The following is a 22,859-nucleotide window of genomic DNA, read 5'->3' as shown; positions in this document are numbered from 1 at the left end:
GGTGGCTGAAGCAGTCGAGCATTCTGATGTATTTCAATACATGCGTACCATGGAAGACCGGGATTTGCGTCATGTCGCTGCGATTGAGCAGCAAGCTTACGATTATCCTTGGACAGAAGCAGGTTTTGAGCGTTGTCTTGAACAGGGCATTAATTTTGTTTTTTGTGATCTTGATGAACAGATCATCGGTTATTGCTGTATTTTGACGGTGCTCGATGAAGCGCATCTGTTAAACCTATGCGTTTCGCCAAGGGTTCAGGGTAAAGGTATCGGGCGCCAGGCTTTGGTGAAAATCCTTGAGAGACTGCAGAGTCGCTATTCTGTGGTTCTGCTTGAGGTCAGGGAGTCCAATCATAAGGCGCGTAAGCTCTATCAAAGTCTTGGATTTGTCGAAGATGGGATGCGAAAGAACTACTATCGCTGTAAGTTATGGGATGAGAGTGAGCAGCAGATTAGCGAAGATCGTGAGGATGCGGTGTTAATGTCCTATCGTTGGACCGAGTCGTACTGATTGTTTCGGTGTTCGGTAAGTTGGTGGTATAAAAAAGCCGGTTGATAAAATTCAACCGGCTTTTTTTATTGGCAATCAGCGCTCTTTAGCGACGAAGCTCTGCCGGAACGGTCTTGCCAATCACTTGTGCCATCTCTTTATAAAGTTTGGTATTGGCGCACATGATATTGCCGCTGTTTAAGAAGTTCTCTCCGCCATTGAAGTCGGTAGCCAAACCGCCGGCTTCTTTAACAATCAAAGCGCCAGCGGCAATGTCCCATGGCTTTAGGTTGAATTCCCAGAAGCCGTCCACGCGGCCGGCTGCGACATAGGCAAGATCAAGCGCAGCAGAACCGGCACGGCGAACTCCTGCGGTGCTGGTCATAAATGTTTTAAGGCTGCTCAGGTAGGCATCAATATAGCTAAAGTCGTGGTAGGGGAATCCGGTTGCCAGTAGTGAGTTGTCCAGTGTTTTTTGTTCGCTGACGCGAATACGGAAATTATTTAAAAAAGCGCCACTACCACGTGTCGCTTGGAACATTTCATCACGGGTTGGGTCATAAATGGCGGCGTGTTCGATTTTGCCCTTTACCTCTACCGCAATCGATACCGCAAATTGTGGAAACTGATGCAAAAAGTTAGTGGTGCCGTCTAACGGGTCAATAATCCAGCGCACATCGGATTGATTGCTGGTTTGGCCGCTTTCTTCCGCCAGGATCTGGTGGTTGCTATGGTATTTGCGAATGGTTTTGATAATAATGCTTTCGGCTTGCTTGTCCACTTCGCTGACATAGTCGTTTTTGCCTTTATGTTCGATATTGAGCTGATCGATTTTTTCCAGGCTGTTGATAATGTGGTTACCGGCGGCACGTGCGGCTTCGGTGGCGATATTTAAAAGAGGGTGCATGAGAATTACCTTTGTCTGCGATGGACAGTTGAGTGGCAAGCAAGGCTATGGAAGGGGGTGTAATCTTGAGTAATGTGCGATTACGAAGATTCCATGCTGTTTTTTGCGCGCAAAGCTGTTTAATTGTTAATGAACGGTTAAAATAATCTGTTTTTTATCATAGCTGAAAATCGTATTGAATATGACAGCTAGTTAATTTGCATGAATTATAACGGAAATAAACCATGATTGAAGACTACCGTTTGGATCCCAACCTGGCAAAAATCAGAATTGTCCTGATTGAGACCTCGCATCCCGGCAATATCGGTGCAATTGCTCGAGCGATGAAAAATATGGGGTTGAGTCAGCTTGTGCTGGTTAACCCGAAAGAATTTCCGAGTTCAGTGGCCTCGGCACGAGCTTCCAGTGCGTGTGATATTTTGGATTCGGCAAAAGTGGTTAATTCCATTGATGAAGCGATTGTCGGTGCAAAGTTGGTGGTTGGTGCCAGTGCCCGCCTGCGTAAGGTGTCATGGCCGCAGTTGGATGTTCGAGAAACCGCGCAACTGGCTCTACAAACGGTAGAGGATGGTGAAGTGGCGTTGCTGTTCGGTCGTGAAGACTCCGGATTAAGCAATGCCGAGATGGATAAGTGTCATTATCTGGCGCATATTCCCAGTAACCCGACCTACAGTTCATTAAATATCAGTCAGGCGGTTCAGGTGTTTGCCTATGAGTGTTTGATGGCAACCCAGATTGAAACCGTACACAGTAAAGGCTATAAGCATAAGTTGGCATCGGCGGATCAGTTGGAAGGGTTTTATGATCACCTTTATCAGGCTTTGCAGGATATCGAATTTTTAGACCCTTCGAAAAACGCACGCTTTATGCGTCGTATGCGCCGTTTGTTTAACCGTACTCAGTTGGATGTCAAAGAGATCGATATCTTGCGTGGTATTTTGACAGCGGCTCAGCGTAAGGCGTCGGGCGAGAAATCGGAATAACTTTGCCTGATTTGGTAAAGTGTTTGTATTAGTTGGTTGAGTCGATTTAAGCGACTGGCCTGGAAAATTAAAGAAAATAGTAAGGACAGCTAGTGTTTAAACGTTTACGTTCTGATATTAATTGTGTATTCGACCGAGATCCGGCAGCGCGCAATACCTTTGAGGTGCTGACGACCTATCCCGGAGTTCATGCGATTTTGTGGTATCGTCTGGCGCATCGATTGTGGCTTTGGCGTTTGAAGTGGCTGGCGCGTTTTATTTCCGGTTTTGCCCGTTGGTTTACCGGTATTGAGATTCATCCGGCGGCCAAAATCGGCGAGCGTTTCTTTATCGACCACGGGATGGGCGTGGTGATAGGTGAAACCGCTGAGATTGGTAATGACTGCACCCTTTATCATGGTGTGACCTTGGGTGGTACATCATGGCGCGCCGGTAAACGCCACCCAACCTTGGGTAATGGTGTGGTTGTCGGTGCCGGTGCCAAGGTGCTTGGGCCGATTGAAATTGGTGATAATGCACGAATCGGTTCCAATGCCGTAGTGCTGAAACCGGTGCCGCAAGGGCAGACCGTGGTCGGTATTCCGGGGCGAGTCGTCAATCCCAAAAGCGATGATAAGATGCAGCGCCGCGCCAAGATCGCAGAAAAAATCGGCTTTGACGCCTATGGCGTCAGTCAGGATATGACCGATCCGGTGGAAAAAGCGATTTATAGTTTATTGGATCATATTCAGGTGCAGGACGAAAAGCTCGAAAAAATGGCCGATTCATTGGCGAAACTGGGTGGCGATTCGATTGATATGAAATTGCCCGAACTGGATGATGTGGTATTGGATCCAGGCGACCCTGAGCAAGTGTCGCATTTGAAAAAGAAAAGCTAAATAATGCCGGGTGGGTTGTTTAGCGCTTTTAAATGGCCAAGGTTCGGCGTTAGATTTGGTGTCGATATTCAGCTTTTCTTCAGCTTGTCAGTGTCGATAAATCTTGAGTTATTTACTGGGTTATTATAGTATTAACGCTAATACTAGATAGTTTGGGAAACAAAAGATGAAACTGACTTCTAAGGGACGTTACGCGGTAACGGCAATGATTGATATAGCGCTTAATCAGGAAAAAGGAGCAATTACGCTGGCATTGATTTCCGAGCGTCAGGGAATTTCATTGTCCTACCTTGAGCAGTTGTTTTCTAAACTGAAAAAGGCCGAACTGGTCTCCAGTGCCCGTGGTCCAGGTGGCGGTTATCGATTGGGTCGTTTGGCGAATGAGATCTCGATCAGTGATATTATTCGCGCGGTGGACGAATCTGTGGATGCCCGTAAATGCGGCGGAAAAGCCAATTGTCACGGTGGCAACCAGTGTTTGTCACACCAGTTATGGAGCGAATTGAGTGATACAATCGATTCGTTCTTAAAGAATATTACCTTGCATGATATCGTTACGAGAAATCATGCAGAGCATAAAATTGTGGCATTTGCCTAAATTATTAGTACGGAAGGAATTAAATGGCGGTTACTTTAACTGAATCGGCTTCAGACAGAGTCAAAACAATGATCGAAAAACGAGGTCATGGTATTGGTTTGCGTGTTTCCACCAAGGTGAGTGGCTGTGCCGGCTTTGCTTATGTGGTCGATTATGCCGATGAAGTCAAGGCGGGCGACCATGTGTTTGAAAGCTTTGGTACTCAAGTGATTGTTGATGATAAAAGTTTGGCAAATATTGACGGCATGGAAATCGATTATGTCAGAGAGAGTTTGCTTAATGAAGGTTTTGATTTTAAAAACCCTAATGTCAAAGACAGTTGTGGGTGTGGAGAATCCTTTACCGTTTAAGCGACCAAACAGAAAGACTCTCCTAATCAACAAGCCCCGAGACCTCTCGGGGTTTTGTTTTTCTGCACTGATGGTCAAGACTTGTTAAAATATCCACAGTTAAAAATTACAGGATAAGCTGGTGATGCAAAGAACTTTTTCAATAATCAAGCCCGATGCGGTAAAACGAAACCTGATAGGTAAGATTGTGCAGAGATTTGAAGACAATGACCTGCGTGTCATTGCTGCCAAAATGGTTCGTTTGAGCACTGAGCAAGCCGAGGCGTTTTATGCCGAGCACAAAGGTCGTGATTTTTATGAACCGCTAATCGCTTATATGGTGTCAGCTCCGATTGTGGTTCAGGTTCTGGAAGGCGAAGATGCGATTGCCAAAAACCGCCAGATTATCGGGGTGACCGACCCTGCCAAAGCCGAGCCGAATACAATTCGCGCCGATTACGCCTTATCCGTGCGTGAAAACTCCGTTCATGGTTCTGACTCTGAAGAAAGTGCGGCGCGTGAAATCGCCTTCTTTTTTGCCGATGATGAAATCTGTTGTCGAGACTGATTACGGTTATGAGTTCTCAAGTATCCAATAAGGCAGACGATGCCAACGCGATGAATGATTTAAGCGCGCCCCAAGTCGAGAAAAAGACTGACCTGTTGGGAATGGATCGTGATGCGATGCAAGCGTTTTTTGCCAGTATTGGCGAAAAACCCTTCCGTGCCGGGCAGGTGATGAAATGGATTCATCAGTTTGGTGTCAGTGAATTCGATGAGATGACTAATCTGAGTAAGGCTTTGCGTGACAAGCTTAAGAAAGTTGCTCAGGTACGCACTCCGAGAATTGTTGCTGAGCAACACTCAGATGACGGCACCATTAAATGGTTGCTGGAGATGGATAATAAAAACTCGGTGGAAACCGTATTTATTCCCGAGAAAAACCGCGGCACCTTGTGTATTTCATCGCAGGTAGGCTGTGCGCTGGATTGCAGTTTCTGCTCAACCGGTAAACAAGGTTTTAACCGAAACCTGGAAAACTGGGAAATCATCGCGCAGATGTGGGTTGCCAACAAAGCATTGGGCTGTAAGCCGAAAGAAGAGCGTCGCATCAGTAATGTGGTGTTTATGGGAATGGGCGAGCCTTTGTTGAACGTTACCCATACCTTCCCGGCGGCACGAATTCTGATGGATGATTTCGCTTATGGTTTGTCTAAGCGCCGCGTCACCATCAGTACCGCTGGCGTGGTGCCGGCGATTGATAAAATCAAGGCCGAAGTGGATGTCAGTTTGGCGATTTCATTGCATGCGCCGAATAATCCGTTGCGTGACGAACTGGTGCCAATTAACCAGAAGTATCCGCTAGAAGTGCTTATGCCGAGTTTGCATCGATTTGTCGAAGGCGGCCACAGTAAAAAACACGTTACCGTCGAGTATGTCATGATCGATAAGGTCAATGACCGTCCTGAACATGCTCATGAGCTGGTGGATTTGCTACAAGGTTTGGCTTGTAAGGTGAACCTGATTCCGTTCAATCCATTTCCTAATACCGACTATCGACGTTCTTCAAATAACGCCATCCATCGTTTTAGAGCAATATTGGAAGAAGGTGGTCTCAATGTCACAGTGCGCAAAACGCGTGGTGACGATATCGATGCCGCTTGTGGGCAGTTGGCCGGTAAGGTGGCGGATAGAACAAAGCGAACTCTACATAGAGTGGAGTTTGCACAAGGTGAGCAGTAAACAGCGGGCTCATCGCCTGTAGACAAGACTTGTAATCGCAAATAACCGGGTAGGATGGCGTATGACAGAGACTGAACAACCGAAGAGAATCGAGCTAGCAACGCTGCTAAGGCAAGCCAGAGAGAAACGTAAGCTTGGGTTGGATGAAGTCGCGGCAAAGCTCAATCTGTCGGAGTCGAAGTTACAAGCGTTTGAACAGGATGATCTGGCGCTGGATAAACTGAATAATTTCGAACGCGGCTATTTGCGTAACTACGCCCATTTTCTTGAAGTCGATATCGGTGTTTTTGAAGAGCAGTTTCCGGACGGCAGTCAAATCAGTTCGCAATTACAGTCAATGGAACGCTTCAGTTATGAGATGCCGCCACCGGTCAGTAAAAGTAAGTGGGGCAAACGTTTTTACTACCTGATGATTATTGTGGTGATTGTCGGTTTGTTTATTTTGTTTGCCAATCATTTTACCGCTAGCGACATAGATAAACTGCTGCAATAAAACGATATTTAAACCCAATTTTTAAACCCTTAAACAGTTAAGAAAGAGAACAATAGAGCATGGCAAATCAGATTTCGGCTATTCGCGGCATGAATGATATTTACGGCGATCAGGCCAACGCATTTGATTATTTGATTAATAGCGCGGAACGCGTACTACAACAATATGGTTACAACTCGATCCGCTTGCCGATTGTCGAAAAAACCGAATTGTTTGCCCGCTCTATCGGTGAGGTTACCGATATCGTTGAAAAAGAGATGTATACCTTTGCCGACCGTAATGACGATAGCTTAACCTTGCGTCCGGAGGGCACCGCAGGTTGTGTACGTGCCGTGGTGCAAAACGGTTTGGTGCATAATCAGGTACAAAAGCTGTATTACACCGGGCCGATGTTTCGTTATGAACGTCCGCAAAAAGGTCGCTACCGTCAGTTCCACCAGTTTGGTGTAGAGGTGTTCGGGTTGGCCAGTGCCGATATCGATGCCGAGTTGATTATCTTGACTGCCCGCCTATGGGAACAGCTCGGTTTGGACGGCTTGGAGTTGCAAATCAACTCTTTGGGTTCACAGCAGGCACGTGCCGAATACCGTGATATTTTGGTTGCTTATCTCGCACAGTTCGAAGATCAGCTGGATGAAGACAGTAAGCGTCGTTTACACAGTAATCCATTGCGTATTCTGGATAGCAAAAACCCGGAGATGAAGACCATTGTCGAGCAGGCACCTAAGCTGATTGACCATCTTGATGAAGAATCCAAACAGCACTTTGAACAGGTTAAGGCTTATCTGCAAGATATCGGTATCGATTATGTCGTCAACCCAAATCTTGTACGAGGCTTAGATTATTATAACCGTACCGTATTTGAGTGGGTGACCACCGAGTTGGGCGCACAGGGTACGGTTTGTGCCGGTGGTCGTTATGATGGTTTGGTCGAACAGATTGGCGGTAAATCAACGCCGGCGGTCGGTTTCGCGATGGGTATCGAGCGCTTGGTGGCTTTATTGATGGACAAACAATTGGTTGGCGCGCAACAACAGGCGGATCTTTATATCGTCACCGTGGGTGAGACGACCAGTCGTCCGGGAATGGTGATTGGTGAAATGCTGCGTGATGCCTTACCGGAGTTGAATGTGCAAATGAACTGTGGCGGCGGAAGCTTTAAAAGCCAGTTCAAAAAAGCCGATAAATCCGGCGCGCGTTTTGCCATCGTTCTCGGTGAAGAAGAGGTCAATCAGCAGCAGGCACAGGTTAAGCCACTGCGCGAAGATGCCGAGCAAGAAACCATCGCTTGGTCTGATTTGACCGCTTTTCTGACAGGCAAGTTTGCAAGCTAGTCGGGTGTTAATCCGCGAAAAGGTTATTGAATGCGTTTTTCGTGCCTTTAATGGTCGTAATTCGCATAAATTACTCTATAATCTTTGCTACAGTAATTTCAGTAAAAACAGTTATTAAAATAAACCAGGGTTAGAGCATGAGTCGTTACCAGACAGAAGAAGAACAGGTTGAAGCGTTTAAACAGTGGTGGAACAAAAACGGTACTCAGTTATTGTCAGCAATTTTAGTGGTGGTCATTGCGGTATCCGGTTGGCGTTATTGGAGCAACACGCAATATGTTGAATCGGCGAATGCCTCGGCCATGTATGAGCTGTTACAGATGCGTTCACAGCAAGGTCAGTTTGGTGAAGTCTCTCGTGAAGCTTTGAAGTTGATGCAAGAGCAGCCTGACAGCCCTTACGCAGCGGCAGCGGCTATGTTGCACGCCAAATACAGTTTTGAAAAAGGCGAAAAAGACGAAGCGATCGATAATCTGAACTGGGTAAGCCAAAACGCTACCGACAACAGTTTGAAAAGCATTGCTCAGCTACGTATCGCTCGTATCTATCTGGATAATCAACAGTTTGATAAAGCCGCAGAACAGTTAAAAGCTATGCCGGCGACACAGTTAACTGCGGTACAGCAAGCCAATTACGATTATGTCAGCGGCTTATTGGCATTGCAGCAAGGCGATATCACTAAAGCGCAACAGGCATTTAAAGCGGTGGTGGATAATAGCGAAACGGAAAAAAGCCTGTTAGGTCTTGCGCAAATCCAGTTGGATGACTTGGCGCAATAAGCTTCAAATATCCAGCGTTTAATTAGATTTGTTGTCGCTTTGCCCGCTACATTGTTAGCGGGTTTAGCCGTTTTAGAACAGAGCAAATTCGGTTTGCTTGGTTGATTAAATAAACACTCAGTTTCACTTTGTAATAAAAGGACAAGATTGGTACCTAGTATGAAAAAGCCCCTAATTTATTTTGTTGCGGTATTTTCAACAGCCGGTTTACTTAACGGTTGCTCAACACCTAAACCGCTGGTTGAGCCATATATGGCGCCAATGGAGTCTGATGTAAGCATTGATAAGAACTGGCAGGTCAAACTTGATAGCCTACCCAATCGCGATGTACGCGGTATTGCATTCAGTGAAACCGATACCGCGGTATTTATCGCTACCGAAACCGGTCATTTGGCGGCGTTAAAGAAAGACAATCAGTCGCGTTGGGTTGATCAGGTGATTTGGCAGTCGCAATTGGATTCACCGATTGTATCTGGTCCGACTTTACATGGTGAGCAACTTTTGGTCGGTACCTCAAAAGGTCAGATGATTGCACTGTCTGCCGAAAGCGGTGAATACCTATGGCAAAAACAGCTTTCCAGTGAAGTGATGAGTAAGGCGGTGATCGCCGAAGGCAAGATCTTCACCCGTACCGTAGACGGAAAGCTGTATGCGCTGGACAGTAAAACTGGCGATGATATCTGGGTGATTGAACACCAGATGCCAAGCCTGTCACTGCGTGGCGCTCCGGCAGTAGTCTATAACGACGGCAAGCTGTTTATCGGTTGGGAATCGGGTTCCATTCAAGGGTTGTCGGCCAAGTCGGGCGAACGCCTCTGGGAAACCCGTATTGCGGTGCCTCGCGGCAGAACCGATCTGGAACGTATGGTCGATGTGCAAGCCAATCTGGTCTTCAACGACGGTTACTTGTATGCATTGGGTTATCACGGCCGTCTGGCAGCGATCAATCCGGATAACGGCAACTTTTACTTCCTAAAAGAAGTCTCCGGTTACCGTGATTTCGTGGTCGATGACAAAGGCCTGTATGTGGTCGATGAAAATGATGTGCTTTACGGTTTCGATAAAATCAGCGGCGCCCAGCTTTGGAAACAAGAAGCCTTCAAGAATCGCCTGGTAGGTGATCTGTCATTATTTGAAGATAAACTGCTGGCGGTCGATGCCTGGGGGTATTTGCACTGGATGAATAAGGTGCAGGGAATCGAAATCGGGCGCGCCAAGCACAGTAATGATTATGGTGACGGTAACCGTATCCTGCGCGTAATGAATGAAAACAAACGCACCTATCTCTTGGATGATGAAGGTGTGATTACCAGCTATAACGTGAAGCCGTCTAATTTGCGTCTGTTTAAGGACGAGCACGGCGAAAGCAATGAACTGGCTGCTGATGACAGCAACGGTTCAGGATTTAAATTCAGTGATTTATGGCCGTTTTAAACGGCGTCATTGAAGCTTTGATTAAAGAGAATACATGAGTAAGCCTGTTATCGCCCTAGTTGGGCGTCCCAATGTGGGAAAATCGACTTTATTTAACCGCTTAACGCGTACCCGTGATGCGATTGTCGCCGACTATCCCGGCCTGACTCGTGATCGCCAGTATGGTACCGGGCGTGTCGGTAAAGAACCTTATATTGTTGTCGACACAGGTGGTTTGAGTGGCGAGACCGATGGTGTTGATCCGTTAATGGCGGGGCAGGTTCGCGCGGCTTTGGACGAAGCCGATGCGGTGCTGTTTTTGGTGGACGGTCGCCAAGGTCTGATTCCGGGTGATGAAGTCATCGCCAATTATGTGCGTCAATTCGATAAGCCGGTTCAGTTATTGGTCAACAAAGCCGAAGGTTATGACCACGATATCGCCAATTCCGAGTTCTTCCGTTTAGGTTTGGGCGAACCGATGGCGATCTCTTCGGCGCATGGGGATAATGTCGCCGCGGCCATCGACAAGGTACTTGAGCTGATGCCGGATAAATCGCATATCGAAGAAGACTTCGATTTGGACGATCATCCAGGGGTGCGAGTTGCCGTTATCGGTCGCCCGAATGTCGGTAAATCTACCCTGATTAACCGCATGATCGGTGAAGAGCGGGTGGTCGCATTCGATATGCCGGGAACCACCCGCGATAGTATTTTTGTACCCTTTGAAAGAAACGGTAAGCCTTATACATTGATTGATACCGCCGGGGTGCGTCGTCGCAAGAATATTAAAGAAAAAGTCGAAAAATTCAGTATCGTTAAAGCGATTGAGGCGATGGATGATTCGCACGTCGTGATTTTGGTGATCGATGGTTCGGAAGGTCTGACCGATCAAGACCTGACCTTGTTAGGGCTGGCAATCGAATCGGGTCGCGGTTTGGTATTGGCGGTCAATAAATGGGATAACCTGAGTACGGATCAGCGAGAATGGGTGAAAAACGAATTGAGCTTCCGTTTGCGTTTCGCCGATTATGCCAAACAGCATTTGATTTCCGCATTGCACGGAACCGGTGTCGGAGACCTGTTCAAAACGGTTGATGCGGTGCATCAGGCCGCTTTCAAACGGGTCTCGACATCGGATCTTAACCGAGTGCTGGAACAGGCGGTATTGGATCATCAACCACCGTTGATCGCCGGGCGCCGCGTCAAATTGCGTTATGCCCACCTTGGTGGTTTGAACCCTCCGCGTGTCATAGTGCATGGTAATCAGGTCGATAAATTGCCGGATGCATATACCAAGTATCTGGTCAATGTATTCCGTAAGGCTTTTAAATGGGTGGGAACGCCGGTCACGATTGAATACAAGGCCAGCGAAAACCCGTTTGAAGGTCGTAAGAGCAAGCCGAATTCACGTCTGAGCCAGAAGGCGGAAAAATCTGTGATGAAAGCCAAGCTGAAGAAAAAACGCGCCACCACAAAAAAACGTCGCAGTTAAAACGAATTTAACAATGTAGATGCATTGTTCAAAGCATCATGTGTGATTGCACATGGTGCTTGAATTTATTTAGCAGTAAATTTTAATTTTGATTATTTAAAGAGTTTGATAAATACCATGAGTCCAAAACCGACCAAACGTATTCGCGAAATTCCATATAACTATACCTCTTTCTCAGATAGGGAAATTGTGTGTCGTCTATTGGGCGAGTCGTGTTGGCAAACCATTGAATCCCTGCGTGAAACACGAAATACCGGGCGTTCTGCGAGAATGCTGTTTGAGGTATTGGGTGATATCTGGGTGGTGACTCGTAACCCTTATATTCAAGATGACCTGATTGAAAATCCAAAGCGTCGTCAAGCATTGATTGATGCATTGCAGCACCGATTAAAAGAGGTGCAAAAGCGTCTCAACGGTAATGAAACCGCCAAGGAGCTGTTGGATTCAACGGTGAAAGCGGTTAAGGACTTTTCGGACTGGTTCCCGGAACAGGTTGAGTTGCGCCGCAAGGTCAATAAACGTCTGAAAAAAGTCACCCGTGAAGACAATATCGATTTCGGCGGACTGGCACGAGTCTCTCATGCCACCGATGCGACCGACTGGCGTGTTGAACTGCCATTAGTGGTGCTAACACCTGATACCGAAGCGGAAACCATTGAGATGGTCGAAGCCTGTATCGAATTGGACTTGGTGATTATCCCGCGTGGTGGCGGTACCGGTTATACCGGTGGTGCGATTCCATTGCATGCCAATACGGTGGTGATCAATACCGAAAAACTTGAATTCATGAGCTTGGTCGAGCAGGTCGAGCTGCCGATGATCGGAAAGGTGCCGACCATCCGCACCGGTGCCGGCGTGGTGACTCGTCGCGTTTCCGAACAGGCCGAGCGTTTCGGTTATACCTTTGCGGTGGACCCGACCTCGCAAGACGCTTCAACCATCGGTGGAAACATTTCGATGAATGCCGGTGGTAAAAAAGCCGTATTGTGGGGAACCACGCTGGATAACCTGGCTTCATGGCGTATGGTGACTCCGGATGCGAAATGGCTCGAAGTCGAGCGTATCAACCATAACTTAGGTAAGTTGCAGGATCAGCAGACCGTTATTTTCGATATCAAACGTTTCGAGAAAGACGGTACCACCCAGATCGGTGAAACCGAGCGTCTGGAAATTCCGGGGTCAAGTTTCCGTCAAGCCGGTTTGGGTAAGGATGTTACCGATAAGTTCCTGAGTGGTCTGCCGGGTGTGCAAAAAGAAGGTTGTGATGGTCTGATTACTTCATCACGCTTTATCGTTCACCGTATGCCTAGCCATACCCGTACCGTATGTCTTGAGTTCTTCGGTAATGATTTGAGCGCGGCGGTGCCGGCGATTGTCGAGATCATCGATTATGTCGAAGCGAAGAAAAAAGAAGGCATTCTGCTTGCCGGTCTGGAGCATTTGGATGAGCGTTATATCCGCGCGGTGAAATACAACACCAAGGCGGATCGCCGTGAACTGCCGAAAATGATGTTATTGGCCGATATCTGCGGTGAAAACGGTTTTGAAGTTGCCAAGACCTGTACCGAGATTGTCGAGTTGGCAAATAAGCGTGATGCGGAAGGTTTTATTGCCGTTAGTGAAGAAGCGCGTAAACGCTTCTGGTTGGACCGTTCACGCACCGCAGCGATCTCTTCGCATACCAATGCCTTTAAGATCAACGAAGACGTGGTGATTCCGCTGGAGCGTTTGAACGACTATAACCGCGAAATCGAAAGTATCAATATCGAGCTGTCGATCAAAAACAAACTGGATATTTTGCAGAAGTATGAAGACTACTTCTCACAGGATATTGCCGATATTGACCAGCTTGAGGATTTTGAAAATATCTCCGGTCCGGTGGATTTCCTCAATAAGAAAATCAGCGCAACGCAAAACCACCTGCAGCAGGTGCGTCAACGTTGGGCGTCTTTATTGGAATGTCTGGACGAGTCGGCGCAAGGTCAGCTTGCCCTGTATCCAGATTATGATCAAAGCCTGATGCAGGCCGATGATACGGTGCTGGACCTGTTCTTACGCCGTGAAATCGTGGTCTCTTTCCGTGATGAAGTGAAGCAGTTCCTAATTGATAACTTTATGGGTAATGACTTTGAAAAGATGCTTAAGCATCTTGACCAAGTCCACGCAAAAACCCGTAATGCCCGTCTGTTTGTGGCCCTGCATATGCATGCCGGTGACGGTAATATCCATACCAATATCCCGGTGCATTCGGGTAACTACGAAATGGTGCAGATGGCCGAGAAGGTGGTCGATCGCATTATGGCCATTGCGCACAGGTTGGGAGGGGTTATTTCCGGTGAGCACGGTATCGGTTTGACAAAAATCGAATATCTGGAAAAACAGAAGATCGAAGCTTTTGTCAAATACAAAAACCAGGTCGATCCGAATGGCGTCTTTAACCGCGGTAAACTGATGCCGGGTTCCGGTCTGCATGATGCCTATACACCGTCGTTAAGCCTGGTGGAGCAAGAGGCGATTATTCTTGAAGCTAACGAGCTTGACGAACTCAACAAAGACATCAAAGATTGTCTGCGTTGCGGTAAGTGTAAGCCGGTTTGCCAAACGCATATTCCACGCGCGAATCTGCTGTATTCTCCGCGTAATAAGATCCTCGCGACCGGTCAGGTCATCGAGGCATTTTTGTATGAAGAGCAGACCCGTCGTGGTGTGTCTTTACAGCACTTCGAAGCGATGAACGATGTCGCCGATCATTGTACTACTTGTCACAAGTGTGAAACGCCATGTCCGGTCGATATCGACTTTGGTGATGTGTCGATCCGTATGCGCAATATCCTGACCAATATGGGGCAGAAACGTTCATCGTTTATGGTGAAAGCGGCATTGTATTTCTTGAATGCGAAGAATCCGTTGACCATCAAATTACTGCGTAAGACCATGATCGGCTGGAGTGCGCCAATGATTACCCTAGGTCATAAGGTGTTTAAAGCCCTGGGTCTATTGGGACGCGCCAAGGATATTCCAAGTCAATCAACCAAGCCACCGGTGGTCCAGCAGCAGGTGATTAACTTTGTGCGCAAGCCATTGAATACCGGGCCCAACCAGGCGACGATGCGTGCATTGCTTGGTTTGGAAGAGTCGAACTATGTGCCGATTATCGGTGACCCTAATAAGGTTACCGATGACTCTGATGCGGTCTTCTATTTTCCTGGTTGTGGTTCTGAGCGACTCTTCAGCGATATAGGTTTGGCAACCATCGCCATGTTGTCTGAAGCTGGAGCGCAGACGGTATTGCCACCGGGCTACTTATGCTGTGGTTATCCACAGACAGCGGCCGGTCAAGCAGATAAGGGTGCGCAGATCACGGCGGAGAACCGTGCTTTGTTCCACCGTGTTGCCAATACTTTGAATTATCTGGATATCAAAACCGTGGTGGTGTCTTGTGGTACCTGTATGGATCAGCTGCTGAAATATGAATTCGAGTTGATTTTCCCGGGTTGCCGTCTATTGGATATCCATGAATATCTGGAAGAAAAAGGTATTTCGGTTGAGTCTGCGACCGGTGTCAAATATCTTTATCATGCGCCGTGTCACGATCCGATGAAAAAGCGTGATGGTACCGAGGTGGCTAAGAACCTGCTGAAAACCGAAGAAGTCTTGTTCTCTGACCGTTGTTGTAGTGAGGCCGGTACCATGGCGACCTCTCGTCCAGATATCGCCGAGCAGTTGCGCTTTAGAAAAACCGAAGAGTTGACCAAAGGTATTGTCGAGTTGACCGGTGAGACCAAGGTGAAGCAGAACGAGGTTAAGCTATTGACCTCATGTCCTGCTTGTCAGCAAGGTCTAAACCGTTATGAAGGCGATACCGGTCTGAAAACCGACTATATCGTTGTCGAACTGGCGAAAACCCGTTTGGGTGATAACTGGAAAGGCGACTTTATCAAGTTACTGGAAAAAGACGGTGTGGAAAAGGTTCTGCTGTAATCATTGCGGATGAGTTCCAGACAATAAAAAAGGCGCTTAAAGCGCCTTTTTTATTGGCCGATATCGATAAACACATCGGCATTAAGTCTTTGCTCAGTAATTACTTCTGAGTCTGAGCTGCGTAGTAAGCCGCCAGCTCTTTGATCTCTTCATCGGTTAGACCCTTGGCGAAACCGGACATTACCGGATCCTTACGGTAACCTTCACGGAAATCCTTTAACTGCTTTTCTGTGTAGGCAGCGTGCTGACCCGCCAGTTTAGGGAAGTTAGGTACAACGCTGTTACCGGCTTCGCCGTGACAACCGATACACATCGCCGCTTTCGCCGGTGTTGCCGGCATTTCAGCCTGTGCGTTAGCTGAAACCATAAGCCCGCTGGTTAGGGCTGCTAGGATTAATTTTTTCATAACGAGTTCTCTCTCTGAGTAGAATGAATTTATAGGTCTTGATTGCAAACAATTTTAAGCTATCGGTTAATTAAATCAAGTCTATTGCATACTGTTCCATGCTTTTAATGCTTTAAACAGCGCCAAATCCAGACATAAAAAAACCGCCAGAGACATTAGTCAAAGGCGGTTTTTATCGCGACGTTAAAGGTCTATAAAATTATAGGCCAGCAACGTAAGCTGCGATGTTTTCCATATCTGCGTCAGAAAGACCAGCAGCCATTGGAGCCATCATTGAAGTCATAGGACCAACTTGCTCACCAGCTTTGTATTTCTGAAGCTTAGCAACGATATCAGCAGCAGCTTGACCAGCTAGTTTTGGTCCAACACCACCTTCAGCTGCACCACCGTGACAACCGATACAAGTAGCGTAAGCCGCTTGACCAGCAGTAGCGTCACCAGCTTGAGCAGCTGCACCAAAAGAAACCATCCCAGCCGCAGCTAGAGCAATTACTGTATTTTTCATAGTGTACTCTCCTAAAGCACTTTTAAAAAAGTTTCGGGTTTTATCCCTAGGCGCTATTACAAGCGAAAAGAGGCGCTGAGTCAAGTTGATAAACCTTGAGCAAACCTTAAAATAGTCGCTAATAGTGGAGTAAAATCATATCCTAGCTTCACAGTTTTAGCGAAACTCGTTATCTTGTTATACAGACTTTATACCTGCGCCAATTCGAAAATAAAAAAGTCGGCTTTGTGCGGAGAATTATCGATGTTTTGCCAGATTCGTCAGAAAAAAATATTTATGTAAAAAAGGAATGCCCTAAATGATGTTGATTCGACTATTTGTTATTAGTTTGGTTTTGACGCTGATCAGCTGGTTTGTGTTAAAACTGGTCAGAAAGTCGGTACATATTGGGCTGGTGTTTCTGTTCTGGATTGCCACAATTTTCGGTTCAATGGGGCTGCTGTATTTGATTTCCGTCTGGTTTGTCTCCAATTAAAACAAATCAGTGTGGCTCATTGCTGTCTTTGAATTCCTGCAGTAAACGCTGGAAACTCTGATAACGACTGTAAGCGATCTCGCCATCTTCTACCGCCTGTTTGATGGCACAGTTCGGCTCAATGGTATGGCTGCAGTTATTGTATTTACAACCGCCTAAAAACGGCGCGAAGTCAGGATAATAAGTTTCCAGCTCCGACAACTCGCAAGGCATAGGGCTAAATTGACGCACGCCGGGTGAGTCGATCAGATTGCCGCTATTGAGATGATCGCCTTGCTTGTCATCCAAAGCCGGCAGGTGATAGAGAATGCTGTTGGTGGTGGTGTGTTTACCCAAACCCGTGGCTTCTGAGAGTTGACCGACGCGAATATCAATATCCGGAATCAAGGCATTGATCAATGAGGATTTACCGGCGCCGGACGGGCCAACAAATACCGAATTCTTATCGGCCATAAAATCCAGTAACGTATTCAAACCTTGGTTGGAAACGGTTGAGGCCGGAATCAGTTCGATGCCCAGTTCGACATAAGGGGCGAGCAAATCACCAATTGCATCCCAGTGTTCTTCCGAATCGACCAGATCAACCTTATTGATGATAATAACCGCTGGAATATCGAGTTGCTGTGCGGCAACCAGATAACGGTCGATCATATCCGGATGGATACCCGGAACCACAGGAGTGACAATACCAATAAAATCAATATTGGCCGCCACCATGCGGGTTTGGCCACGAAAGCCCGGGCGGCTGAGTTCATGGCTACGCGGCATCACACTGACCACTACACCGGTATTGGCTTCAACATCGCTCTGCCAGATGACCTTGTCACCGGCCACCAGTTTGCCTAGATGCTGACGAATGGCACAGCTATGGGTTGCGCCATTGATATCTTCGACCAATACGCGTTTACCAAAGCTGGTAATAACCAACCCCGGTTGCTCTTCACCCAATAGGGAGTTGGCACTTTCGGTTGTCTGTTTGCCATTATTGCCACCTTGTCGGCGTCCACTGACACGGCGTTTTTGCTGTTGGGTGAGTTTGCGTTTAGCCATAAACCGGCAATCAGTCTTCTAGCAGGGCGTTGATTTTAGCGGCCATAATCATATCGTTCATGGTCAGACCGCCGACATTGTGAGTGCTCAAAGAAATTTCGCAGCTGTTGTAGTCAAAGCAGATTTTCGGATGGTGGTCCTCTTTATGTGCCAACCAGGTTACCGCATTCACAAAGGCTACCGTTTGATGATAGTTCTTGAACTGAAAAGTCTTGTGGATATGGGCATAGTTTAGCGGTGTGTCCCAGCCCGATAGCACGCTGAGATTACTTTCGATAGTTGGGATGATAATCGGCTTGCTGCCTTTGGCGATATCCTCGCATTTCTGTGAAAGTAATTCTTCTAACATCGGTGAAGCTGTGCTCATTAGTCTCTCCAAAACGGCGAATCTTAATGATTCGAGTTAATAGTTCTTGTCAATAATCTGATCAATCAATCTGATTGTCATTTCTAAGGCTTGAAAGCCTGTTTTTCAAGCCTAGTCTGCCCTTTTCTGTAGGGCTTTTAAGTGCTCAATACGAATCTTTGCCGGTGGATGGCTATCGTGATACGCGGAATATTGCGGATCGGGTGTTAGCGTGCTGGCGTTGTCGCGATACATTTTCAATAGCGCTGAAATCAGGTGTTCGGCACCGACATGTTGAGCGGCAAAGGCATCGGCCTCGAATTCGTGTTTGCGGCTTTTCAGTGCCGAAATCGGCCCCATAAAGAAAAACATGACCGGCACCGCCGTCATAAACAGCAGCAGCGCTATCGCCGGTGATTGATCGCTCATGCCCAAGCCACTGTAAAATTCCGGTAACTGAATCAGCCAACCTAATAAGGCTAAACCGATCAGGCTCAATACACTGGCTTCAAGCAAGCGTTTTTTAATATGGCCGTGTTTAAAATGCCCCAGTTCGTGCGCCAGCACGGCTTCGACTTCTTCCGGTGATAGGGTTTCCAGCAAGGTGTCAAAAAACACGATGCGCTTGTTTTTACCAAAACCGGTGAAATAGGCGTTACCGTGACCGGAGCGTGAAGAGCCGTCCATTACAAAAATGCCGTTCGATTCAAAGCCGGTGCGCTCCAACAGTTGGTTGATGCGCGCTTTCATCGTCTCGTCTTCTAAAGGCGTGAATTTATTGAATAGCGGCGCAATCCATTTCGGGTAGGCCCACATAATAATCAGTTGGAACGCCATCCAGACAATCCAGGTATAAAGCCACCAGGCCTGATCAATATAAGCACTCATGATCGACACCACCACCCAGATCAGCGGCAGGCCTAAAGCCAGAATCAATAACCATTGTTTGATCAGGTCGCTGATGAACGTCTTGACCGTGGTTTTATTGAAACCGAATTCGGCCTCAATCTTAAAGGTACTCATAATAGCAAACGGCAGATGCAGAATCGACAATACCCACAGGGTCGATAAGATAAACAGCACCTCGATCCATTGCGTTTCCAATGAGCTTTGTGACCACAGGTTATAAATGCTCTGGAAACCGCCCCCCAATGTCATAAACCAAAGAATCGCGGCATCATAAAATAGACTCAAACGACCCAATTGTAATTTGGCGCGACTGTAATCGGCGGCTTTTTGATGCGCCTCAAGGCTGACCACTTCGGCAAATTCTTCGGGAACTTCGGCGCGGTTGGCACCGATATGGAATTGGTTTTTGATATTTAGCCAAACTTCGATAATCAGGTTGGCGACTAAGGTTGTCAGAAAAACTAAGCTAATCCAGTTCATAGGCCCATCTTGTGTTTATTGTCTCTTTTTTTGAGCGATTTTTATGTTATCGTCTCATTAATAATTCAATATTGTATGTTAAGCGGACGTTATTCGATAGTTTAAAAGCCGAAAAACGCCGTCAATGATGTCAAAAATTCATAAGAGATGTAGTAGATGAAATCAGCAAATAACTTGATCTGGATTGATTTGGAAATGACCGGTCTTGAGCCGAAAACGCACAAGATCATCGAAATTGCCACAGTGGTTACCGACAGTGAATTGAATGTGTTGGCCGAAGGCCCGGTGATTGCGGTGCAGACCGAACAGGCCGATTTGGATTTGATGGATGACTGGTGCACCACTCATCATGGCAATTCCGGATTGACCCAGCGAGTCAAAGACAGCACGGTGAGCATGGCGCAAGCCGAACAGCAGACAATCGAGTTTTTGCAAGCCTATGTGCCGGCCGGTAAATCGCCTATGTGTGGTAACAGCATCTGTCAGGACCGCCGTTTTATGGTCGAGCAGATGCCGCTTTTGGAAGCGTTTTTCCATTATCGCAACCTCGATGTCAGTACCTTGAAAGAGCTGTCGCGTCGTTGGGCGCCTGAAGTGTATCAATCGCATAAAAAGAGCGGCGCACATCTGGCGTTGGCCGATATTATGGAGTCTATTGATGAATTAAAGCACTATCGCCGCCATTTGTTTGTATCTGATTATCAAGGTGTTGCAGAATCTTGATATAAAATTTCAATATGAGATGACTGGTTGAAATTATCTGCCATTTTTAAGGTGAAACAATTCGCCTTTATCAAGGTCTCACTAATCTACTGGTTTTTTCGCAAATTAACCCCTGTTTTGGTTCTAAATAGGGGATAAATCCGCTATAATTTTGCCTTTCCTTACCCGTAATCCCGGGTAAGTAGTTTTTATCTTATTTTCATGGTTGCTTAACAGGCGGGATACCGAAGCGCGACATCACCTTTGTCAGCAAGGTTTAGCGACTGTTTTGCAACCTCATACTAAGAGGACCAATGTTGTGGAAATGACTGGTGCCCAAATCCTGGTGAATTATCTTCAGGATGAGGGAGTAGAGCACATTTGGGGTTATCCTGGCGGCGCAGTCTTGCCGATTTATGATGCCCTAGAAACCGACGCCAAGGAACTGAATCATATCCTTGTGCGCCATGAACAGGCTGCCGTGCATGCGGCAGACGCCTATGCACGCTCTACAGGTAAACCAGGAGTGGTCCTTGTAACTTCGGGTCCGGGTGCGACCAATGCCGTTACCGGTATTGCCACCGCCTTTACGGATTCGATTCCAATGGTATGTATCACTGGACAGGTACCAACCGGGTTAATCGGTTTGGACGCCTTCCAGGAAATCGATACCGTAGGGATTACAAGACCTATCGTAAAACACAACTTCTTAGTTAAGAGTGTCGATGAACTTGCTGATACGCTCAAAAAAGCGTTCTACATAGCAACAACTGGCCGACCTGGCCCTGTTGTGGTCGATATTCCAAAAGATATTCAAAACGCCAAAAGCTCCTATGTGTATCCACAAGAAGTTGAGATGCGCTCCTACGTACCTGTGACAAAAGGGCATAGTGGACAAATCAAAAAGGCGGTCGAAATGATGCTTTCAGCAAAACGACCGATCCTTTATACCGGTGGTGGTGTCGTCTTGGGCGAAGCTTCTGCCGAACTAACCGAGCTTACGCGAAAACTGGGCTTCCCGATTACGCAAACCCTAATGGGCTTGGGCGCATTCCCTGCGTCCGACAAGCAGTCTCTGGGTATGCTGGGTATGCACGGTACTTACGAAGCCAACCTGTCGATGCATCACTCCGATGTGATTATCGCCATCGGTGCTCGCTTCGATGACCGTGTTACCGGTAATCTGGAAAAATTCTGTCCGGATGCGAAAATTATCCATGTCGATATCGACCCGGCGTCGATTTCCAAGAACGTGATCGTCGATATTCCGATCGTCGGACCGGTTAAGCAGGTCTTAACCGAAATGAACCGTATTTTGGATAAAACCGGTCAGAAATCTGACGAACAGGCTTTGGCCGAATGGTGGGAGCAGATCGAAGAGTGGCGTGCCACCAAGTGTCTGCGTTATGACACCAATGGACCGAAAATCAAACCGCAAGCAGCGATTGAAGCAGCATGGAAAGCGAGTAAAGGTGATGCCTTTGTGACTTCCGATGTTGGTCAGCACCAGATGTATGCGGCACAGTACTATCCGTTTGACAAGCCGCGTCGCTGGATCAATTCCGGTGGTCTGGGAACTATGGGCTTCGGTCTTCCAGCAGCTATGGGTGTGCAGATGGCACATAAAGACGCAACGGTTATCTGTGTCACAGGTGAAGGTTCGATTCAGATGAATATTCAGGAACTTTCTACCTGTTTGCAGTACGGTCTGCCGGTCAAGGTAATTTGTTTAAACAACGGTTTCCTTGGGATGGTTCGCCAGTGGCAGGAATTTTTCTATGAAAGCCGCTATTCGATGTCCTATATGGAATCACTTCCAGACTTTACCAAACTGGCTGAAGCTTATGGTCATGTCGGTGTGCGTATTGAAGACCCAGCCAAATTGCAAGAGCAGTTGGATTATGTGTTCTCTGACGAGTTGAAAGACCGTTTTGTCTTTGTCGACATCATTATCGACAAGCAAGAGAATGTTTACCCAATGATTCCTGCCGGTGCAGGGCTTAACGAAATGATTCTGGTATAGGGGTTAGCGATGAGACATATTATTTCCATGCTAATTGAAAACGAATCAGGTGCGCTATCTCGTGTTTCAGGGCTATTCTCGGCTCGTGGCTACAATATCCACGCGCTGACGGTAGCGCCGACCGAAGACGAGTCGTTATCGCGTTTGACTTTGGTTACCAGCGGTACTGAACAGCAGATCGAACAAATCGTTAAGCACCTTAACCGTTTGATCGATGTGGTCAAGGTGCTTGATCTGACAGAAGGTGAGCACATTGAGCGTGAACTGATGTTAATCAAGCTTTCGGCTACCGGCGAAATGCGTGAAGAGTATAAACGTTTGGCGGATATCTTCCGTGGCGATGTCATCGATGTTACCGCAACCACCTACACGGTGCAGCTTGTTGGAGAATCTAAAAAGCTGGATGCGTTTATCGATGCGATCGATTCTGGACTGATTCTGGAAACCATCCGTTCAGGAACACTGGGAGTACTGCGCGGAGAAAAGTGTTTACAGGTATAAAGACAATATTGATAATGCCTGTAACCTTTTGCTAAACAGCGT

At 47.1% G+C, this 22,859-nt stretch carries 23 protein-coding genes; 17 read left to right on the top strand and 6 right to left on the bottom strand.

Going from position 1 to position 22,859, the window contains the following annotated elements:
• Nucleotide 1: 1 nt before the first annotated feature.
• Entirely contained in the window at nt 2–511 is a 510-nt protein-coding gene (gene rimI / locus FE785_RS08095) for a ribosomal protein S18-alanine N-acetyltransferase (RefSeq protein WP_138565271.1), read from the top strand.
• Nucleotides 512–596: 85 nt separating this feature from the next.
• On the opposite strand, the gene FE785_RS08090 is transcribed toward rimI, so the two are convergent.
• Nucleotides 597–1,397 carry an inositol monophosphatase family protein gene (locus FE785_RS08090; protein WP_138565270.1) on the bottom strand — a complete coding sequence of 267 codons (801 nt, stop codon included), beginning with the start codon at nt 1,395–1,397 and terminating at the stop codon, nt 597–599.
• 224 nt (nt 1,398–1,621) lie between these two features.
• Between FE785_RS08090 and FE785_RS08085 the strand changes: the two genes are divergently transcribed.
• From FE785_RS08085 to FE785_RS08030, 12 genes are all read left to right on the top strand, one after another.
• Complete coding sequence (locus tag FE785_RS08085) at nt 1,622–2,380, top strand: RNA methyltransferase (RefSeq protein ID WP_138565269.1); 759 nt, start codon at nt 1,622–1,624, stop codon at nt 2,378–2,380.
• Nucleotides 2,381–2,472: 92 nt separating this feature from the next.
• Nucleotides 2,473–3,258 (top strand): serine O-acetyltransferase, encoded by a 786-nt coding sequence (cysE, locus tag FE785_RS08080; protein WP_138565268.1) that lies wholly within the window; start codon nt 2,473–2,475, stop codon nt 3,256–3,258.
• Nucleotides 3,259–3,424: 166 nt separating this feature from the next.
• Entirely contained in the window at nt 3,425–3,856 is a 432-nt protein-coding gene (locus FE785_RS08075; protein ID WP_138565267.1) for an Rrf2 family transcriptional regulator, read from the top strand.
• A 23-nt stretch (nt 3,857–3,879) separates the two neighbouring features.
• A complete protein-coding gene (locus FE785_RS08070) occupies nt 3,880–4,206 on the top strand; it encodes a HesB/IscA family protein (RefSeq protein ID WP_138565266.1) in 327 nt (108 codons plus the stop codon).
• 118 nt (nt 4,207–4,324) lie between these two features.
• On the top strand, nt 4,325–4,753 hold the full coding sequence (gene ndk / locus FE785_RS08065) for a nucleoside-diphosphate kinase (RefSeq protein WP_138565265.1): 429 nt from the start codon (nt 4,325–4,327) through the stop codon (nt 4,751–4,753).
• Nucleotides 4,754–4,803: 50 nt separating this feature from the next.
• Nucleotides 4,804–5,928: a dual-specificity RNA methyltransferase RlmN gene (gene rlmN, locus FE785_RS08060; RefSeq protein ID WP_138565846.1), complete on the top strand. Its 1,125-nt coding sequence runs from the start codon at nt 4,804–4,806 to the stop codon at nt 5,926–5,928.
• 61 nt (nt 5,929–5,989) lie between these two features.
• Complete coding sequence (locus tag FE785_RS08055; RefSeq protein ID WP_138565264.1) at nt 5,990–6,421, top strand: helix-turn-helix domain-containing protein; 432 nt, start codon at nt 5,990–5,992, stop codon at nt 6,419–6,421.
• 59 nt (nt 6,422–6,480) lie between these two features.
• Nucleotides 6,481–7,755 carry a histidine--tRNA ligase gene (gene hisS / locus FE785_RS08050; RefSeq protein ID WP_138565263.1) on the top strand — a complete coding sequence of 425 codons (1,275 nt, stop codon included), beginning with the start codon at nt 6,481–6,483 and terminating at the stop codon, nt 7,753–7,755.
• Between the two features lie 137 nt (nt 7,756–7,892).
• Nucleotides 7,893–8,534 carry a YfgM family protein gene (locus FE785_RS08045; protein ID WP_138565262.1) on the top strand — a complete coding sequence of 214 codons (642 nt, stop codon included), beginning with the start codon at nt 7,893–7,895 and terminating at the stop codon, nt 8,532–8,534.
• A 159-nt stretch (nt 8,535–8,693) separates the two neighbouring features.
• Complete coding sequence (gene bamB, locus FE785_RS08040; protein ID WP_138565261.1) at nt 8,694–9,968, top strand: outer membrane protein assembly factor BamB; 1,275 nt, start codon at nt 8,694–8,696, stop codon at nt 9,966–9,968.
• 34 nt (nt 9,969–10,002) lie between these two features.
• Nucleotides 10,003–11,439, top strand: a complete 1,437-nt coding sequence (der, locus tag FE785_RS08035) for a ribosome biogenesis GTPase Der (protein WP_138565260.1) — start codon at nt 10,003–10,005, stop codon at nt 11,437–11,439.
• 117 nt (nt 11,440–11,556) lie between these two features.
• Nucleotides 11,557–15,420: a DUF3683 domain-containing protein gene (locus FE785_RS08030; protein WP_138565259.1), complete on the top strand. Its 3,864-nt coding sequence runs from the start codon at nt 11,557–11,559 to the stop codon at nt 15,418–15,420.
• 100 nt (nt 15,421–15,520) lie between these two features.
• Here the strand turns inward: FE785_RS08030 and FE785_RS08025 are convergent, their stop codons facing one another.
• Together FE785_RS08025 and FE785_RS08020 are read right to left on the bottom strand one after the other, a co-directional pair.
• The gene (locus tag FE785_RS08025; protein ID WP_138565258.1) at nt 15,521–15,826 is read right to left on the bottom strand and encodes a c-type cytochrome; all 306 of its coding nucleotides are present in this window, start codon (nt 15,824–15,826) and stop codon (nt 15,521–15,523) included.
• Between the two features lie 199 nt (nt 15,827–16,025).
• The gene (locus FE785_RS08020; RefSeq protein WP_138565257.1) at nt 16,026–16,331 is read right to left on the bottom strand and encodes a c-type cytochrome; all 306 of its coding nucleotides are present in this window, start codon (nt 16,329–16,331) and stop codon (nt 16,026–16,028) included.
• Between the two features lie 298 nt (nt 16,332–16,629).
• Between FE785_RS08020 and FE785_RS10825 the strand changes: the two genes are divergently transcribed.
• Complete coding sequence (locus FE785_RS10825) at nt 16,630–16,806, top strand: hypothetical protein (RefSeq protein ID WP_168188939.1); 177 nt, start codon at nt 16,630–16,632, stop codon at nt 16,804–16,806.
• Nucleotides 16,807–16,812: 6 nt separating this feature from the next.
• Here FE785_RS10825 and rsgA read toward each other — a convergent pair whose 3' ends face one another.
• The 3 genes from rsgA to FE785_RS08005 all read right to left on the bottom strand — a co-directional run bounded on the left by rsgA (nt 16,813) and on the right by FE785_RS08005 (nt 19,591).
• A complete protein-coding gene (gene rsgA / locus FE785_RS08015) occupies nt 16,813–17,856 on the bottom strand; it encodes a ribosome small subunit-dependent GTPase A (protein WP_138565256.1) in 1,044 nt (347 codons plus the stop codon).
• Between the two features lie 10 nt (nt 17,857–17,866).
• Nucleotides 17,867–18,223 carry a 4a-hydroxytetrahydrobiopterin dehydratase gene (locus tag FE785_RS08010; RefSeq protein WP_138565255.1) on the bottom strand — a complete coding sequence of 119 codons (357 nt, stop codon included), beginning with the start codon at nt 18,221–18,223 and terminating at the stop codon, nt 17,867–17,869.
• A 111-nt stretch (nt 18,224–18,334) separates the two neighbouring features.
• Nucleotides 18,335–19,591 carry a M48 family metallopeptidase gene (locus tag FE785_RS08005; protein WP_138565254.1) on the bottom strand — a complete coding sequence of 419 codons (1,257 nt, stop codon included), beginning with the start codon at nt 19,589–19,591 and terminating at the stop codon, nt 18,335–18,337.
• A 156-nt stretch (nt 19,592–19,747) separates the two neighbouring features.
• On the opposite strand from FE785_RS08005, the gene orn reads away from it, so the two are divergent.
• The 3 genes from orn to ilvN all read left to right on the top strand — a co-directional run bounded on the left by orn (nt 19,748) and on the right by ilvN (nt 22,817).
• Nucleotides 19,748–20,314 carry an oligoribonuclease gene (gene orn / locus FE785_RS08000; protein ID WP_138565253.1) on the top strand — a complete coding sequence of 189 codons (567 nt, stop codon included), beginning with the start codon at nt 19,748–19,750 and terminating at the stop codon, nt 20,312–20,314.
• Between the two features lie 298 nt (nt 20,315–20,612).
• Nucleotides 20,613–22,316 carry an acetolactate synthase 3 large subunit gene (locus FE785_RS07995; protein WP_202978291.1) on the top strand — a complete coding sequence of 568 codons (1,704 nt, stop codon included), beginning with the start codon at nt 20,613–20,615 and terminating at the stop codon, nt 22,314–22,316.
• A 9-nt stretch (nt 22,317–22,325) separates the two neighbouring features.
• Nucleotides 22,326–22,817: an acetolactate synthase small subunit gene (ilvN, locus tag FE785_RS07990; RefSeq protein ID WP_138565251.1), complete on the top strand. Its 492-nt coding sequence runs from the start codon at nt 22,326–22,328 to the stop codon at nt 22,815–22,817.
• The last annotated feature ends 42 nt before the right edge of the window (nt 22,818–22,859 follow it).

The sequence above is a fragment of the Thiomicrorhabdus sediminis genome, assembly GCF_005885815.1.
GTDB lineage: Bacteria > Pseudomonadota > Gammaproteobacteria > Thiomicrospirales > Thiomicrospiraceae > Thiomicrorhabdus > Thiomicrorhabdus sediminis.
Note: the sequence above shows the minus strand (reverse complement) of the source record. Positions and strands in the feature narration are given on the sequence as shown.

Excerpts from the sequence above, each read along its gene's own strand:
- FE785_RS08090 (WP_138565270.1), bottom strand. The coding sequence starts at position 1,397 with ATGCACCCTCTTTTAAATATCGCCACCGAAGCCGCACGTGCCGCCGGT.
- FE785_RS08085 (WP_138565269.1), top strand. The coding sequence starts at position 1,622 with ATGATTGAAGACTACCGTTTGGATCCCAACCTGGCAAAAATCAGAATT.
- FE785_RS08075 (WP_138565267.1), top strand. The coding sequence starts at position 3,425 with ATGAAACTGACTTCTAAGGGACGTTACGCGGTAACGGCAATGATTGAT.
- FE785_RS08070 (WP_138565266.1), top strand. The coding sequence starts at position 3,880 with ATGGCGGTTACTTTAACTGAATCGGCTTCAGACAGAGTCAAAACAATG.
- rlmN (WP_138565846.1), top strand. The coding sequence starts at position 4,804 with ATGAATGATTTAAGCGCGCCCCAAGTCGAGAAAAAGACTGACCTGTTG.
- FE785_RS08055 (WP_138565264.1), top strand. The coding sequence starts at position 5,990 with ATGACAGAGACTGAACAACCGAAGAGAATCGAGCTAGCAACGCTGCTA.
- hisS (WP_138565263.1), top strand. The coding sequence starts at position 6,481 with ATGGCAAATCAGATTTCGGCTATTCGCGGCATGAATGATATTTACGGC.
- FE785_RS08045 (WP_138565262.1), top strand. The coding sequence starts at position 7,893 with ATGAGTCGTTACCAGACAGAAGAAGAACAGGTTGAAGCGTTTAAACAG.
- bamB (WP_138565261.1), top strand. The coding sequence starts at position 8,694 with ATGAAAAAGCCCCTAATTTATTTTGTTGCGGTATTTTCAACAGCCGGT.
- der (WP_138565260.1), top strand. The coding sequence starts at position 10,003 with ATGAGTAAGCCTGTTATCGCCCTAGTTGGGCGTCCCAATGTGGGAAAA.
- FE785_RS08030 (WP_138565259.1), top strand. The coding sequence starts at position 11,557 with ATGAGTCCAAAACCGACCAAACGTATTCGCGAAATTCCATATAACTAT.
- FE785_RS08025 (WP_138565258.1), bottom strand. The coding sequence starts at position 15,826 with ATGAAAAAATTAATCCTAGCAGCCCTAACCAGCGGGCTTATGGTTTCA.
- FE785_RS08020 (WP_138565257.1), bottom strand. The coding sequence starts at position 16,331 with ATGAAAAATACAGTAATTGCTCTAGCTGCGGCTGGGATGGTTTCTTTT.
- FE785_RS10825 (WP_168188939.1), top strand. The coding sequence starts at position 16,630 with ATGATGTTGATTCGACTATTTGTTATTAGTTTGGTTTTGACGCTGATC.
- rsgA (WP_138565256.1), bottom strand. The coding sequence starts at position 17,856 with ATGGCTAAACGCAAACTCACCCAACAGCAAAAACGCCGTGTCAGTGGA.
- FE785_RS08010 (WP_138565255.1), bottom strand. The coding sequence starts at position 18,223 with ATGAGCACAGCTTCACCGATGTTAGAAGAATTACTTTCACAGAAATGC.
- FE785_RS08005 (WP_138565254.1), bottom strand. The coding sequence starts at position 19,591 with ATGAACTGGATTAGCTTAGTTTTTCTGACAACCTTAGTCGCCAACCTG.
- orn (WP_138565253.1), top strand. The coding sequence starts at position 19,748 with ATGAAATCAGCAAATAACTTGATCTGGATTGATTTGGAAATGACCGGT.
- ilvN (WP_138565251.1), top strand. The coding sequence starts at position 22,326 with ATGAGACATATTATTTCCATGCTAATTGAAAACGAATCAGGTGCGCTA.